This window comes from Mycobacterium saskatchewanense (genome assembly GCF_010729105.1).
Taxonomy (GTDB): Bacteria; Actinomycetota; Actinomycetes; order Mycobacteriales; family Mycobacteriaceae; genus Mycobacterium; species Mycobacterium saskatchewanense.
On the sequence record NZ_AP022573.1, the window covers coordinates 1836378 to 1851228 of the forward strand.

Annotated in this window: 13 protein-coding genes; 7 read left to right on the forward strand and 6 right to left on the reverse strand. The window is 64.3% G+C overall.

The genetic code is table 11. From position 1 onward, the window contains the following. Nucleotides 1–110 precede the first annotated feature (110 nt). The 3 genes from G6N56_RS08445 to G6N56_RS08455 all read left to right on the forward strand — a co-directional run bounded on the left by G6N56_RS08445 (nucleotide 111) and on the right by G6N56_RS08455 (nucleotide 3155). Nucleotides 111–1709, forward strand: coding sequence for an AMP-binding protein (locus G6N56_RS08445; RefSeq protein ID WP_158090702.1), 1599 nt, complete (start codon nucleotides 111–113; stop codon nucleotides 1707–1709). Between the two features lie 121 nt (nucleotides 1710–1830). Then, a complete protein-coding gene (locus tag G6N56_RS08450) occupies nucleotides 1831–2331 on the forward strand; it encodes a nuclear transport factor 2 family protein (RefSeq protein ID WP_085254934.1) in 501 nt (166 codons plus the stop codon). Next, complete coding sequence (locus G6N56_RS08455; RefSeq protein WP_085254933.1) at nucleotides 2328–3155, forward strand: SDR family NAD(P)-dependent oxidoreductase; 828 nt, start codon at nucleotides 2328–2330, stop codon at nucleotides 3153–3155. The genes G6N56_RS08450 and G6N56_RS08455 overlap by 4 nt, the downstream gene beginning before the upstream one ends. A 23-nt stretch (nucleotides 3156–3178) precedes the next feature. Here G6N56_RS08455 and G6N56_RS08460 read toward each other — a convergent pair whose 3' ends face one another. After that, nucleotides 3179–4402, reverse strand: a complete 1224-nt coding sequence (locus G6N56_RS08460; RefSeq protein WP_158090701.1) for a cytochrome P450 — start codon at nucleotides 4400–4402, stop codon at nucleotides 3179–3181. A 361-nt stretch (nucleotides 4403–4763) separates the two neighbouring features. On the opposite strand from G6N56_RS08460, the gene G6N56_RS08465 reads away from it, so the two are divergent. The 4 genes from G6N56_RS08465 (at nucleotide 4764) to G6N56_RS08480 (ending at nucleotide 9675) form a co-directional block, all read left to right on the forward strand. Next, the gene (locus G6N56_RS08465; protein ID WP_085254932.1) at nucleotides 4764–7199 is read left to right on the forward strand and encodes a thiamine pyrophosphate-binding protein; all 2436 of its coding nucleotides are present in this window, start codon (nucleotides 4764–4766) and stop codon (nucleotides 7197–7199) included. Between the two features lie 219 nt (nucleotides 7200–7418). Continuing rightward, nucleotides 7419–8600: a cytochrome P450 gene (locus G6N56_RS08470; protein ID WP_085254931.1), complete on the forward strand. Its 1182-nt coding sequence runs from the start codon at nucleotides 7419–7421 to the stop codon at nucleotides 8598–8600. 15 nt (nucleotides 8601–8615) lie between these two features. Then, nucleotides 8616–8816 carry a ferredoxin gene (locus tag G6N56_RS08475; RefSeq protein WP_085254930.1) on the forward strand — a complete coding sequence of 67 codons (201 nt, stop codon included), beginning with the start codon at nucleotides 8616–8618 and terminating at the stop codon, nucleotides 8814–8816. A gap of 91 nt (nucleotides 8817–8907) precedes the next feature. After that, nucleotides 8908–9675: an SDR family NAD(P)-dependent oxidoreductase gene (locus G6N56_RS08480; RefSeq protein WP_085254929.1), complete on the forward strand. Its 768-nt coding sequence runs from the start codon at nucleotides 8908–8910 to the stop codon at nucleotides 9673–9675. A gap of 241 nt (nucleotides 9676–9916) precedes the next feature. Here the strand turns inward: G6N56_RS08480 and G6N56_RS08485 are convergent, their stop codons facing one another. The 5 genes from G6N56_RS08485 to G6N56_RS08505 form a co-directional block, all read right to left on the reverse strand. Next, entirely contained in the window at nucleotides 9917–10270 is a 354-nt protein-coding gene (locus tag G6N56_RS08485) for an antibiotic biosynthesis monooxygenase (protein ID WP_142280513.1), read from the reverse strand. Further along, entirely contained in the window at nucleotides 10267–11958 is a 1692-nt protein-coding gene (locus G6N56_RS08490) for an FAD-dependent oxidoreductase (RefSeq protein WP_085254927.1), read from the reverse strand. Before G6N56_RS08490 ends, G6N56_RS08485 begins: the two co-directional genes overlap by 4 nt. 138 nt (nucleotides 11959–12096) lie before the next feature. Beyond that, nucleotides 12097–13233 (reverse strand): Rossmann-fold NAD(P)-binding domain-containing protein, encoded by a 1137-nt coding sequence (locus G6N56_RS08495; RefSeq protein ID WP_085254926.1) that lies wholly within the window; start codon nucleotides 13231–13233, stop codon nucleotides 12097–12099. An 83-nt stretch (nucleotides 13234–13316) separates the two neighbouring features. Further along, the gene (locus G6N56_RS08500; RefSeq protein ID WP_197746662.1) at nucleotides 13317–13697 is read right to left on the reverse strand and encodes a Zn-ribbon domain-containing OB-fold protein; all 381 of its coding nucleotides are present in this window, start codon (nucleotides 13695–13697) and stop codon (nucleotides 13317–13319) included. A 16-nt stretch (nucleotides 13698–13713) separates the two neighbouring features. Continuing rightward, nucleotides 13714–14766: a thiolase family protein gene (locus G6N56_RS08505; protein ID WP_232069251.1), complete on the reverse strand. Its 1053-nt coding sequence runs from the start codon at nucleotides 14764–14766 to the stop codon at nucleotides 13714–13716. Nucleotides 14767–14851: the final 85 nt, after the last annotated feature.

A 14851-nucleotide genomic window follows, 5' to 3' on the forward strand; every position in this document is an offset into this window, starting at 1 on the left:
ATTCATATAGCGTATGGGATTACGTCCGGTCCCTTACGTGCATTGAGGAGGCACTGCCAATGAGTCGGCGCCCACCATCCGATCTCCCCCATGGGGGCCATGCCTTCGGCATGGAATCCATCTACGCGGCATTGGACTGGCGCGCTACCGCAACACCACAGCGGCCGTTCATCAAAGCGGGCGAACGCTGGCGGACATTTGCCGAGATCGACTATGACGCACGCAGTTTCGCCGCTGGACTCGCCCAACGCGGGGTGAAACCGGGCGACACCGTCGCCCACATTGCGCCTAACTGCGAGGAGCTGATCGTCTCCTTCATGGCGTGCGCATACCTTGGGGCGGTCAACGTCTCGCTGAACATCTACCTCAAGGGCGACTTCCTCCGGCACCAACTCGTCGACAGCGGCGCCACCGTCCTGGTCGCCGACCGCGCCGGCGCGGCGACCGGCGCGCCGTTGCTTGCCGGTACGGATATAGCGCACGTCGTGCTCATCGACAAGGCGGATAACACCGGCCTCGGTTTGCCGGCGACGGTCGAGGTCGCCGACTTCGCGGCCCTCATGGTGCCGCCTGTGAGCGAGCTACGGGCCCACTCGAAGCCGACCGACATCTTCGGCATCGTCTACACCTCGGGCACGACGGGCCCGTCCAAGGGCTGCATGCTCAGCAACGGCTATTACCTGCAACTGCCCGAACCGTTCTTACTTCACAACTGGGTTGCGCCGGGTGACCGGATCTTCACCGCGTTGCCCCTATTCCACTCCGCCGCGCAGGTGGTCCTGATGAAGGCACTTACCGTCGAGGGCGTCTCGGCGTGCTTCGAAAGACAGTTTTCTGCCAGTCGATTTCTTGACCAGGCGGCCGCCGCAGAGGCGACCATCACCTGGGGAGTGGGGCCCATGGCGGCAGTGATGTTGGCCCAGCCCCCAGACAGATCGGACACGGCGTGGCCACTGCGCCTGGCGATTTGGCACAGTGCGGACCGCGCCCTGCTAGAGCGCTGGGAGACCCGCTTCGGCTCCCCGGTGGTCGGCGGCGGCTACGGACAGACGGAGGTGGCCGCGGTGACCCTGGCCAGGCCGGAGGACCGTGCGGCGCGCGGGACGATGGGCACGCCGTGTGCGAACTTCGAGATACGCGTCGCCGACGACGACGACCAACCTGTCGGGCCGGGCGAGGTGGGCGAACTACTCATCCGGCCCCGCGCTCCATTGACCACCTTCTCCGGTTATTGGCGCAATCCGCAGGCCACCGTCGCGGCCTGGCGCAACCTGTGGCACCACACCGGCGACTACGTGACGGCAGACGCCAACGGCAACATTGTCTTTGCAGACCGCAAGAAGGACGCTGTTCGTCGGCGCGGTGAGAACGTCTCCTCGTTCGAACTCGAGACGGCGATCGCACAGCACCCAGACGTTCAGCGCGTCGCCGTCACGGCGGTGCACGCCGTGGTGGGAGACGACGAGATCAAGGTCAGCGTCGTACCGACGCCGGGGTCGACGATCGTTCCCGGCGAGCTCTACGAGTTCTTCGCCCAGACCCTCCCGTATTTCGCCATTCCGCGATATCTCGACGTCCGGGAGTCGCTTCCACTCACACCGACCGACCGCGTGCAAAAGCACGTGCTGCGGGCCGAGGGGGTCCAGCCGCACATGGTGGACTTCGAACAGTTGGGCCTGTCGGTGGCTCGATCGGCCCGGCGCGCATGACCTCGCACCCACCGACCGACCGGACCGCGACCGCCGGGTGTGCACCCGGCGTGCCCGGTGACGCCCACCGCAGTGCGGGCGCCTCCCCGGCATACCGGTGCCGCGAAGGGCGGCGGGGACAATGACCTTGGCGGCCAGCGACATTGAACTGAACAAGGACATCGCGTTGGAATGGACGCGAGCGCTGCTCCAAGGCGACGGCTCGGCGTTCCGCAAACTGACTCATCCCGATTTCGTGGCAACGCTCTCGGGCGACATGCGTGCGAGCGGGACACGCAACATCGGCGAGTTCGTCTCTTTCATGGACAGCCTACGACGTGAGCAATTCGCACCCGGTGAGTTCACGATGGCCATCGGTGCCGTCACCGCCGAGGCGGAGCGGGTTGTGATCGAAGCCGAGTCGAGGATCCCGCTGCGTAACGGTGGTTTGTACAACAACCACTACATATGGTCGTTCCGGATTCGGGATCACAAAGTCGTTCGCTTCACCGAGGTTATGGACACCCTGCACGTACATACGGTGTTGGTGGGTGCGGAATTCGTCCACCGTCGAACGAGAGCGAATTTGATATTCGACCAACCGACCCGCGTCATCACGGGTGAGATGGCCCCGCCGCGATGACCGACCAGACCCGTAGCCGGGTATTGGCCGGACACTCGGTGGTGATCACCGGTGCCGGAAGGGGGTTGGGCGCCGCATTCGCTCGCCTGGCCGCCGCCGAAGGCGCACGCCTGGTGGTCAACGACATCAACGCGGCCGCGGCCCGTCAGATAGCCGTCGAGCTCGGCGAGGTGACCGAGGCGATCGCCGATAGTTCCGATGTCTCATCCTGGCATGGCGCCGAGCGGTTGATCGGCACATGCATCGCCCGCTACGGGTCGATCGATGGCTTGGTCAGTAACGCCGGCGTGATCGCCGTCGGCAGACCGGAAGAGGCGACCGAGGCCGATCTACGCCACGTGATCGAGGTCAACCTCCTCGGCACCGCCTTTTGCGGCGTGCATGCCCTACGGGCGATGCTCCTGCAGGGCAGGGGGTCGATCGTCAACGTCACATCGGGCGCTCAGTTGGGCCTCCCAACCGTTGCCGCGTATGCCGCAAGCAAGGGCGGGATAACCTCGCTCACCTATTCCTGGGCGGCCGCCACCAAGGGGTCGGGAGTCCGCGTCAACGCCGTATCCCCCGATGCGGCAACACCACTCGCCGCAGAGGTCGCGCAGCACTTCCCCGACACACCCGCCGGCGACAAGTCTCCCGAAAGCAACGCACCCGCCGTCGTCTACCTGCTCTCCGATCTGGCGTCCAGCGTCACCGGCCAGGTCGTGCTCACCGGCGGTGAGCGGCTGTCGGTGCTGGATCCTCCCTCGCCTCGCCGGCCCGCCGCCCGCCAACCCGAGTGGACGGTCGAGTTGGTCGCGCAGGCTTTCCGCGAGCGATGGTCGTGACGAGGGGGTCCGGCCGAGCCCGGTCAGACCGTCCAGCGCAACGGCAGGCTATCGATCCCCCACGTTCCGGCGGTTCGCTCCAGCACCTGCGTACCCGGGGCTATGGAGTATTCGGGAATCCGCTTGTGCCACTCTTCCAGCGCGATCCGTAGCTCGACACGGGCGAGGTGGGACCCGAGGCAGCGGTGCGGTCCAACGCCAAAAGCCAAGTGGCGGTTGACCTCCCGGTCGAGATCGAAGGTGTCGGCATGCGGGAAGGCTTGCTGGTCGCGATTAGCGCCCGCCAGCGGCAGACTCACCATCTCACCGGCCCTGATCGGGCAACCGCCCAGTTCCGTGTCGACTACGGCCTTGCGCGCCGTTGCGATGATCGTGTAATAGCGCAAGAACTCCTCGACCGCGCGGGCGTGGATCTGCGGTTCGGCCACGATCCGCTCTCGGTCAGCCGGATTGCTCGCCAGGTGAAAGAAGGTGTAGCCGAGCTGGGACGTAACGGTGTCGAGCCCGGCGATGAACATGAAGAGGCACAGCGAGAGCAGGTCCTGATCGGGGATCGGTTTGCCGTCGATCTCCCAGCCGAGCGCGATCGAGAGCAGGTCGTCGCGGGTAGTGTCTTGCTCCGCCCGACGCTTACCGATCAGCTCCGAGAAGTAGCCCGTGACGTCATTAAGCGCTGCAAGGAACTTCGCGCGGTCCGGATCGACCTCGTTGTCGGGGTGCATGATCAAGAACTCCCACTCGAGGAACTGGTCCAGATCCTCGTGCGGAAGACCGAACAGTTCGAGAAAGACGCTCGTCGGGAACCGCCGGGCGAAGTCGTCGACGAACTCGGCCTCTCCCTCCTCGATGAAGCCATCGATGATGTCGGCGCAGCGCCGGCGTATGGCGTCGCTCATCCCCTCGGCTTGTTTCGGTGTAAAATACGGCGCGAGCAGGCGCCGCCACGCGGTGTGCTGCGGCGGGTCGACCATCAACGGGATCCACGCGTAGGGCGGGTCCGGCTCAATCGGAATCACCGCACTATTGGAGAAGCGGGACGGATCACGTAACACCTCGGCGGTGAGCTCTTGGTCGGTGACCAGGTAGTAACCCTGGGCCTCGTCCACCCGAACGATCCGCTGGTCGGGACCGAACCGCTTCATCCGGTCATGCGCCGCCGGGGCCGGCAAGGGGCCCTCGCCGAATTCCCAATGGACGACTGGACAGCGCGCCTTCTGCGCTTGGACCGACTGATCGATCTGTCCCACGTCGAGTCTCCCTCTGTGTGTTCGTCGTTCATCGCTGCATGAAGGGCGCGTTGCGCTTCGGGCAAAGGATACGGCCATGCCCGCGTCGGAGAAGTACGTTTCCCTCTCTCACTCCAGGCGACTCGCCAGCTCCTGGCCACCCCGGCGCCGGATGATCAATACGGACGACGGTCGTGAACTCCCTATATCTGTCGCCGTTAGGTTAAGCTCCGCGGACGCCCATGGTCAAGGCTCTTGGATGGATGCGGCCCACTTCGAAATGACGTTGCGCTCCGTCGTGGGCACCTTCTCCGCCGGGCCCGGCGATTGAACAAGCTGTGACGGCGAGCCAGAATGCGACATTAACCATACGTTGTTTGGTATGCTGCGCTACCCATGCCTCGCACTGGCGGAGAGGCTTCAGGGGCCGCACATTCCACGGCAGGCGCGGAGTGAGGAGACTTGCGTGACGGTCACAACGGCCCGGGGCCATCACTCGGCCCGTCAAGGCTTCTCGACCGGTTCGGCAATCGACCTGAACACGATGCAGCTGATCCAGCAGCGCGTGCTCTGGCTTTCCACAGCAATGATCCACCACGCCAACCGGGTGCGCCCTAATCCCTCCGGGCTCAAGGTCGGGGGTCACCAGGCATCCAGCGCATCGATGGTATCGATCATGACCTCACTCTGGTTCGAGCACTTGCAGCCGGGTGATCGAGTGTCGGTGAAACCACATGCATCTCCGGTGCTGCACAGCATCAACTATCTGCTCGGCGGGCTCGACGAGTCATACATGTCCATGTTGCGGCAGTTCGGCGGTCTGCAGTCGTATCCGAGTCGGCTCAAGGACCCCGACCCGGTGGACTATTCAACCGGCTCTGTCGGGATCGGAGCTACCGCGCCGATTTGGGGTGCTGTGGCCCGTAGGTATGTGCAATCATTCGGCGGCGCGACAGGGACCGGGCGGCAGTATTCGCTCGTTGGCGACGCCGAACTCGACGAGGGTGCGGTATGGGAGGCGATCCTCGACCCCGGAATCTGCGATCTGGGCGAGGTCGTGTGGATCGTCGATCTCAACCGGCAATCCCTGGATCGCGTCATACCCAACATTGCGGCACGCCGGCTGGAGAAGATGTTCGACGCCGCGGGTTGGCAAGTGATCACGGTGAAATTCGGTCGTCTCCTCGAAGAGCTCTTCACGCGGGCGGGCGGGCCACAGTTGCGGACCCGAATTTTGGAAATGTCCAATCCCGAGTACCAGAGGTTATTGCGGTGCAGTGCCCACGAGGTTCGCGGTCGATTACCCGGCACTGGCACGGGCAGCGATGAAATCAATCGCCTGGTCGGTGAACTCGATGACGCGACGCTGGTGGCGGCGATCCGCAATCTGGGCGGCCACGACCTGGCCGCCCTGCGGGCGGCTTACCGCGCTATCGACGACACCCGCCCCACCGTGATCGTCGCCTACACCATCAAGGGTTATGGCCTTCCAATAGAAGGACACCCACAGAATCATTCCTCCGTTCTCACCGTGAAAGAGTTCGAGGCGCTCGCGGCGTCGATGGGAACGGATGCCGCCTTTCCATGGGAGCGCTTCGCGGTGGATAGCGCGGCGGGACGCGCGTGCGCCGCAACCGCGGAGCGCCTTCGGCGGCCTCCGGTTTGCGCAGCGGCGCCACCGGCAGTGCCCAACGACATGGGTCGCACACCGAGGGGGGTTGCGACAACCCAGGCGAGCCTCGGTCGCACGCTGATGGATCTGACCCGCGAAGCTCCCGAGGCCGCAAAGAGGATCGTCACCGTCAGCCCCGACGTGAGCTCAACCACCAACCTTGGTGGTTGGGTGAACAAGGTCGGTGTGTGGTCGGCGGCGGAGCGGCGCAACTGGTTTGCCGACGACCGTGAAACGCTGATCCACTGGCGCGAGAAACCGACCGGTCAACACATGGAATTGGGGATCGCCGAAACCAATCTCGTCGGTCTGATCGGCGAACTGGGCGCCACGTGGAGCCGTTGGGGCCAACCGCTTTTCCCCATCGGGGTCCTCTACGACCCCTTCGTCGAGCGTGCGCTCGAGCCGTGGTCCTACGGCATCTATGCGGGCGGCCAGTCGATCCTCGTCGGCACTCCATCCGGTGTCACCCTGGCCGCCGAAGGCGGTGCCCACCAATCGATCACGACGCCATCGGTCGGCGTCGAGCAGCCCGGGTGCATCAGCTACGAACCCGCGTTCACGATCGATGTCGAGTGGACTCTGCTGGCCAGCCTTGCCCGGCTCGGTCGACCGGACGGAACCTCCGCGTACCTGCGGTTGTCCACCCGGCCAGTGGACCAGACGTTAGCCGCTGTTCCCGCCGATCCGGCCGCGCGCGAGCGACGGCGCCGACAGGTGGTGGCGGGCGGATACCCGCTTGTTCGCCGGGAGAGCCCGATAGTCACGATCGCGGCCATGGGCGCGATGATGACCGAGGCGATCGCCGCGGCGCAACGCCTCGAACGAATGGGCGTGGGCGCAGACGTCGTCTGCGTCACCAGTGCGGGGCTACTGTTCAAAGCACTGCAAGCCCGACAGGGCCGCGCGCCGGGGGAAACCTGGATCCTCGACCAGACGTTTCCCGCACACCGCGCCACGCCGTTGGTAACCGTCCTCGACGGTCACCCGCACACGCTGGCGTTCCTCGCGTCGATTAACCAGGTGCGTGCTACGGCGTTGGGTGTCAGCCAGTTTGGTCAGGTCGGTTCCCTCGATGAGGTGTATCGCCACCACGGCATCGACACCGACAGCATCGTCGCTGCCGCACTCGATGTCGCTCGCTGACGGCGAATCGCCGGACACAACGCGATCAAAACACCTTCGAACTACTGTACAATCAATCGACGTTGGATTAACGTGCTCTGAGTAACACGTTCCGCGCCGCACTGACTGGCGAGCTCCGCTGCCCTGGGCCTCAGTTGGGCTTCGCGACCACTGTTGGTGGGCTGCGGACCAATAACCACCTACGGGCTACCGCCCTCCGAGCACGCAAGGAAGTGTTGCATGGTGAGCGTCGAAGAGGTCGCTCGATCGTTCAGCCTTTACAACCAGGAGACGATGCGCGACCCGCACTCCGCATACGACCAACTCCGGAGTAAGTGCCCGGTCGCCCACAGTGACATGGATGACGGCTTCTACATCGTCACCAAATATGACGACGTGGCAGCGGTCACCAGGGACACCGATACCTTCTCTTCGCGGGAAGTCGTCATCCCGAAGACCCAATTCGGTCCCGAGTTCAAAGACCGGCCGCCTGTCACCGCTGACCCACCCCTGCACGCCCGTTACCGCAGACTGCTACTCCCCGCCTTCACCCAGGTCCGCGCCCAAAAATGGGAGCCGACGATTCGCAAGATCGTGCAGGAAACCCTGGAACCCCTGCGCGGCACCACACACTGCGACGTCGCTCGGGTCTACGCCAAGCGCATCCCACTCCGCTTCATGTGCGCGCTCATGGGAGTTCCGTCCGAGATGGAGGATAAGTTCACCCAGTGGGCGCACGACTGCATCGAATCGATCGACCAGGATGCCATGCTGCACTCGGTCGGCGAGCTCGGGCAGTTCCTCGGCGAACAGGTTGCCAGGCGCGTCGAGCAGCCCACCGATGACCTGATCTCCACGTTGATGGCAACCGAAGTCGACGGGTGGCGCTTGGAAGGTCAGGACCTCGTCGCCTTGCTGATGGTCGTGCTGCTCGCCGGCCTGGACACCACGTGGACCGTGCTGAGCAGCACATTCCTGCACCTCGCAACGCACCCGGAAGACCGGCGGCGCCTGGTCTCGGAACCGGAACTCATCCCGACAGCCGTCGAGGAAGCGCTGCGGTTCTACTCGCCGGTTGCCCTCAGCCGTGAAACGACCAGGGACGCCCGCGTGGGTGGGGTGACCATACCGGCGGAGTCGATGGTGCTGCTTTCCTGGCCGGCAGCGAACAGAGACCCCGACGCGTTTCCTGACGCAGACAAATTCGTCGTCGACCGCGCCGAAAACCGCCACATCGCCTTCGGTTCCGGAATCCACCGCTGTGTCGGCGCGCCGATCGCCCGCTTGGAGCTGCGGATAGCCCTCGAGGAATGGTTGCAGGTCATACCGGAGTTCGAGCTGGAGGACCCTGACAGCGTTACGTTCGCCACGGGGCACGTCTGGGGGCCGCGTACCGTGCGGCTGGTGTACCCCCCGGCCTGACGGGAGGGAAGACCTATGAAGGTAACCGTGAGCGGCGCCTGCCAGGGGCATAACCGCTGCCTGCTGTTCGACACCGACGTCTTCGTATCCGACGATCTCGGATATGTCACCGCCGCCGGAGACGGCGTAGTGCCCGATAACGAACGGGAAGCCGTTGCACTGGCGGCGTTGAACTGCCCAGAACGCGCAATCATCATCGCCGAGGAGAACAGCTGAACACCGAGACCGGGAGTGAGAACCTCGCCTTGGGCGGCGCCGTGCTGCTCGGCCCACCCTGCACCAGACGGCACCCAAGACGGAGCAAACGATGAGAGCGCTCGACGACAAGGTCATCCTGGTAGCAGGCGGCGGATCGGGTATCGGCGCCGCTGCCGCGTGCAGATTGGGGCAAGAGGGCGCCACGGTCGCCGTGGGGGATCTCGACGCCGACGCGGCGCGGGATACCGCCGGGAAGATCGAGAGCGCCGGCGGTCGCGCGATAGGCCTGTGCTATGACCAGGGTGACGAAGAGTCCATCAAGAAGCTGGTTCAATCGACGACGAAGACGCTCGGCGGCTTGCACGGGGTGCATGCGAATGCGGCAGACCTGAGGCCCGAGCACCTCAAGGCCGACCGCGCGCTGCTTCAGATGGATGTCGCCACGTGGACCCGGACGCTCTCGGTGAACCTGGTGGGGTATGCCGTCATCATTCGGGAGTCGCTGCCCCATCTGCTCGCCGCGGGAGGCGGCGCGATCGTCTGCACGTCCTCCTCGGCGTCCCAGCAGGGTCTCCCCGCTCAACCCGCATACGCCGCGTCCAAGGCAGGGATCGAATCGCTGGTGCGGCATCTGGCAACTCGATATGGACGAGACGGTATCCGCGCCAACGCCATCGCGCCGGGGATTGTGCTCACCGAGGCTGCGCGCCGGGCCCAGACCGAAGAGAGCATGGCCGCCTTTCGCGCTTCGACGCACAGCCCTCGGGTAGGCGTCCCCGAGGACATCGCGGCTGCGGTCGCTTACCTGATGTCCCAAGACGGAGAGTGGGTCAACGGACAGGTGTGGGAGATCGACGGAGGCATGGTCTACCGGTGAACGGTTGACCGACCACCGGCGGCGGGGTGCTATCGGCAGCGGTTGAGCGCATTACCGACGTGAGTGATGCTGTCTGGTAAGGGAATGCACGGTGCCCGCAGCGGAGGACCCAACTGGAGGCCAGGCTATCGCAGCGTGTCGCAGCGTGTGGGCTTTGGGCGCCGCCAGTGACGGTGGCGTGGGCGATCCCTCCGTGAACGGATGCTTTCCCGTGCCACCGATGACGGTAGCCGCCTCCGCCCTACATGCTGTGGAACATGATGCCGCCGTTACGAATCAGCACCTTCTTCGCCTTTTCGGAGGGACATCCATGGACCTCGACGCGCACGAGTTTGGCATGCCGTTCGAGGCCGGGCAGTAGGACGACCGCGGCCTCACCCTTGACGTGGTCGATGAAGGCCTGCGAAGTGTCATAGATCTCCAGGACATGGCACCGGCCGCGGCTGTCATCCCAATACCAGTCATAACCGCTGATACCAGGTTCGTTGCGCGCAACGCTGTCTCGGACGGCACGGCTCGCCTCGGCGAACTCGGTCGGGTCGTCGACTTCGAACTCGACCCACAGCATGAAGCCATCTGGCCCGTGGCCGATCAATTCTGTATCTCCGTTCCCAGCAGGGCCGAGGATCGGACCTTCTCGGCGGCCGCATTTCTTCCAGCGATATAACCGAACGTCAGGCCCTGCCCCAGTGTCGTGCCGGGTCCCCAATATGCTTGGCCAGTGATACTGGCGGCGCAGTTGCCGGCGGCAAACAGTCCTGGGATCGCTTGACCAGACCAGCCGACAACCCGCGCGGCCGCGTCTATGCGTGGGCCGCCCTTGGTGTCCAGGGCGCCGGGGCCGAGCAGGATACAGTAGTAGGGCCCACCGCCGAATGGCGCCATGGCAGGGTTCGGCCATGCCGAATCGCCGACCTCCCAGGCTTTCTCGATCGCGGTCTCACCGCGCAGAAACTCGGGGTCGTACCCCGCCCTGGCATACTGGCCGAAGCGCTCGATTGTCTGACGCAGTCGAGCCGAGAAGTCTGACGCCAGGCGCACTTCACCTATCTGCGGCGCGAGGGCGGCAAGCCGTGTGCCGATGTTGGCCGCGAGGTCCTCGAGTGTTTCACCGCAAATCAGGTATTCCGGTGACTCGTCCGGGTACGGCACCGGGAAGCGGCCGGTGCGAGTACCGGCCGGTGCGGGCAGACCGCGGCTGTCCGTATGGCGGACGGATTCGTCGAAGACCATGAAGAGGATGCGATTGGGATACTCGTGCCGGCCCGAGTCCCAAAAGAAGTGGGCCAGACCCCGTTCTGAGTAGGGCGATTTCTCGTTGAGCACCCTCTCGGCCCGGCTGTTCACCACAACCATGGCATCCCCGTGGACGTGCAGGACGTCGCGTGCCGTTTGTCGATTGCGCAGCGCCAGCTCGACCACGACTTGATCCCACCAAGCCTGGCTCATCGCCGACAACTGGGCGCCCGCGCGTGCGCCGATCGCAACGAAATCGCCTGTCGCGGTGGGTGCTCCCACTCCCCCGAGGACGGGAGCGCGAAGAAAATCCGCAACCAGTCGGGTGTTGTGGAGGAAGCCTCCGGTGGCGAACACCACGCCTTTCCTGGCGCCGATGAGTCGGGTCTGCCGACCACGTCGCGCCTCGACACCGATGACCTCGTCATCCGTGTTCTTCAACAGGTCGATTACCGTGTGCCTGAGCAGGATCTTGGCTCCCAGGCGTTCGGATCCGCTCAGAAGTTGCTGAACGACCAGCATTCCGCCAGCTGGCCCTCCGGGCCGCCAGTCGGGGGGCAATTTGGGAGCGAGTGCATGACCCCACTGCACTGCCTCGGGCAGGTCCGAGTAGTAATCGGGCATGTCGAAACCCTCGAGTTGCAGCGCTCCGGCCGCGACGAGTTCGTCGACGGCGGCGGCGGACTCGTCGAAAAAGGTCTCGATCAGCCAGTAGTCCTCAGCCGCGAGTCCAAGGGTGGGGGAGTCGGCAATGTAGCTTGCCGGGAATGCGCTTCGGGCCATGTACCGGATAAGTCGGTCGCGGTCGTCTTCGATCCCGTGTTCGTGCAGGGCGAAGTTGTCGGGAATCCAGATCGCGCCCCCTGACAGCGCCGTGGTGCCGCCGACGCCTGCGGCCTTTTCGAGGACCAGCACCGAGGAGCCCGAGCCGGCGGCCGCCACAGCGGCCGCACCGCCGGCAATCCCCGTTCCCACCACGACAACGTCGGCGACCGCATCCCATTCGGCTTCTTGCCATTGATCGTGCGGTGCCAGCTGCTCTGGCATGACCTGGACCTCCTGCGCAGGAAGGGATCTTCGCGTCAAGGCCGAAGGAAGACGATGGAAATTGCAATGTCTGGAAAGACCAATTAACCATACGGTGATTGATAAATAACGTCAACCACGTTCGAGAATCGACGAGAGTCACTGACGCGGCAAAAGCACCCATTCCCGCGGTCCGCCCTCGCCGGCGTCAAATGCCGCGTTGTAGCGGTCGACGTAACCAGTCGATGCTTGCTGCGCGAACGGTGCAAGCCCGCGACGAGCGCTCTGCCATGCCGAGATGAGACGGTCCTCGGCCTCGTAGTCGAAGGGGTCCCCGCTCCGGCTAATGTACGCGGCATTCTCGGGCGGATTGTCCAAGAGCCAACGCGCCGTCCGGGCATACCCTTCGTGCACGGAGACCGGATTGACATGCCCGAGCTGGTAGAAGGCCTTGTCATGGGGAGTGAGTCGATGAAATGGGTCCGCGTACAGCATCAGCGGCCATGCCGGGGTGGCCAGATCGAATGGCATGTCGATAATCTCGATCTCGCGCCCTACGGCAGCACTGAGGATTTCCACGAACTGCCGCAGTGTCGGAGTCCAGTCGTCGCAGACGTTGTATGTCTGGCCGGCCGCCAACTCTGACCGATCGACGGCGGCGATCAGCGCGCTCGCAGCGTTCTCCGAGTAGGCGACGGTTCGTAGCGTCAGGCCACCGTCGGGCAGGATGATGTGGCGCCGACCGTCGAGCAGGCGACGAAGAACCATCCATTCACGTGGCATCACTTGCCGCGGACCATAAATCGTTGGATACCTGAAGTGAGTCGCCGTCGGATGACACTCGAATATCGTCTTTTCGGTGAGCACCATCCGGGCGATCTTCGTGTTGGTCTGTGGGCCCGGCTCGCTGTCGGCGAGCTGGTCGCCCTCCCGAGCCGGCACGGGCAAGCCGGCGGGATCGCGCGCTGCCGGCGTGCCGTGACCCAGATAGACGGGGTTTCCCCCCACGGTGACCAGCTTGCCGACGCGGCCCTGCAGCAGCCGAACGGTGTCGCGAGTCCTGCCATACATGACCAGTGCAAGGTCAAAAGTCCTGTCCGACAATGCACTGCATAGCTGATCAGCTGAAAACGCATCGGCGTAGATGCGCTCAACCGAATTTGGCACCGCACCGGTCTCGTGGTGTCCACGATTGAGCATCGTGACCCGATACCCACGTTGCAGAAGACCGGCGATCACAAACGGCCCCGTCGGGCCGGTGCCACCGATCACCAGCGCGGTGAGGCTATGCGTCATGCGCGCGACCCCACACCGGCGTTCCCCTACCTGGCATTTTTCCGAATGAGAGCTTCAACATGGTGCGGCAAGTGGTGTGCAGACTATTCAGCGAGGACGAACGTGGGCAACGTAGCGCCGTTGTCGTATCTGCGAGGGGACACGCGGACTTTGGTGCCGACATGCACGCTGTCCACTTCGCAGTCGACGACATGAGTCAGCATCGACCAACCATCATCGAGCTCCACGATCGCAAGCACGAACGGGGTCGGCTGGTCAGGACTCACGGTCTGGTGGACAACCGTGAACGAATAGACCGAGCCGATTCCCTGACTGTTGACCCACCGCCAGTCGCCGCTACCACAGTACGGGCACAGCGGTTCGGGGACAAAGAAACGCCCACCGCACGAAACGCACTCGGGCACGGTGAGTTTGCCGTCTTTTTCGAGAGCGTTCCAGAAAGCGGCACTCAGCTCGTTCGGCACTGGCTTCGGAGGCATATCAGACCTTTCCGAGGAGGATGACTTCCTGATGGCTCGCACCCGATCCCGCGTTGGCGGCGACGCCTGCCCGAGCGTTGGGCACCTGGTGCACCGCGGTCCCGCGCAATTGTCGAACGACTTCGATAATGCGCAGCGTTTGGTGCTGCATGCCGTTCCACGCGTACGACAGAAGGCCCCCGTCGACGTTTACCGGTAGCGGTGATTCAAGACCAATCCCAACGCTTTCGACATACGGGCCGCCCTCCCCCTCCTTGCATACGCCCAGACACTCCAGGGTCCGGATGATCTCGAAGGAATTGGGGTCGTACAACGCCATCACATCGATGTCCTCGATCGACAAACCAGATTGGGCGAACATCCGGGAAGCGGCGGCGGCGCCGACGCGACCGACGGTCCGGTAGATCGGGGGATTCTTGTAAGGTGCCTCATGGAACTGCATTCCGCCACCCAGGACGGCCACCGCTGGCTGCTTGAGATCGCGTGCGCGTTCGACCGACGTCAAGACCACCGCACCGCCGCCCTCCGCGGACACACACAGATCCAGCAGGTGAAAAGGGCTGGCGACCATCCGCGATGCAAGCACATCAGCAATTGTGATCTGCGGCTTCCCGTACATTACCGCTTCGGGGTTGGTGTAGCCGTAATTGCGGATCGTCGCGGCCACGGTCGCCAACTGCTCGGGGGTCGTCCCGAACTCGTACATGTGCCGTTGTGCGACCAACGCGAAGAACGGCACAACGTAGGCATCCCAGATGTCGCTGAACTCCAGTGGGTCAGGGACATTTACCGGCCCGGAACTGAACATCCCGGTTTGCGCCCCGCCCACGACCGCCACCTCGCACAAGCCGGCAGCGATGCCCGAGGCCGCCTTGAGCACACCGCGGATTCCTGCCACGTCGGTGAAGCTATCCGAAATCCAGGACAGATCATGGCCAAGGACGCGACCCCAGGACGCCGCGTCTCCCGTACGCCCTAATTCTGGCCGCCCTGGCCGGGGCCACTCGAGTGCGACGCCGTCCACGTCATCGCGAGTCAAGCCGGCATCGTCCAACGCCGAATCCATGGCGCTGACCACGAGGCCGAACAGCGTCTCTCCCTGGATCCGCTTGGCCTGTTCAGTTGCCCCGACTCCCACG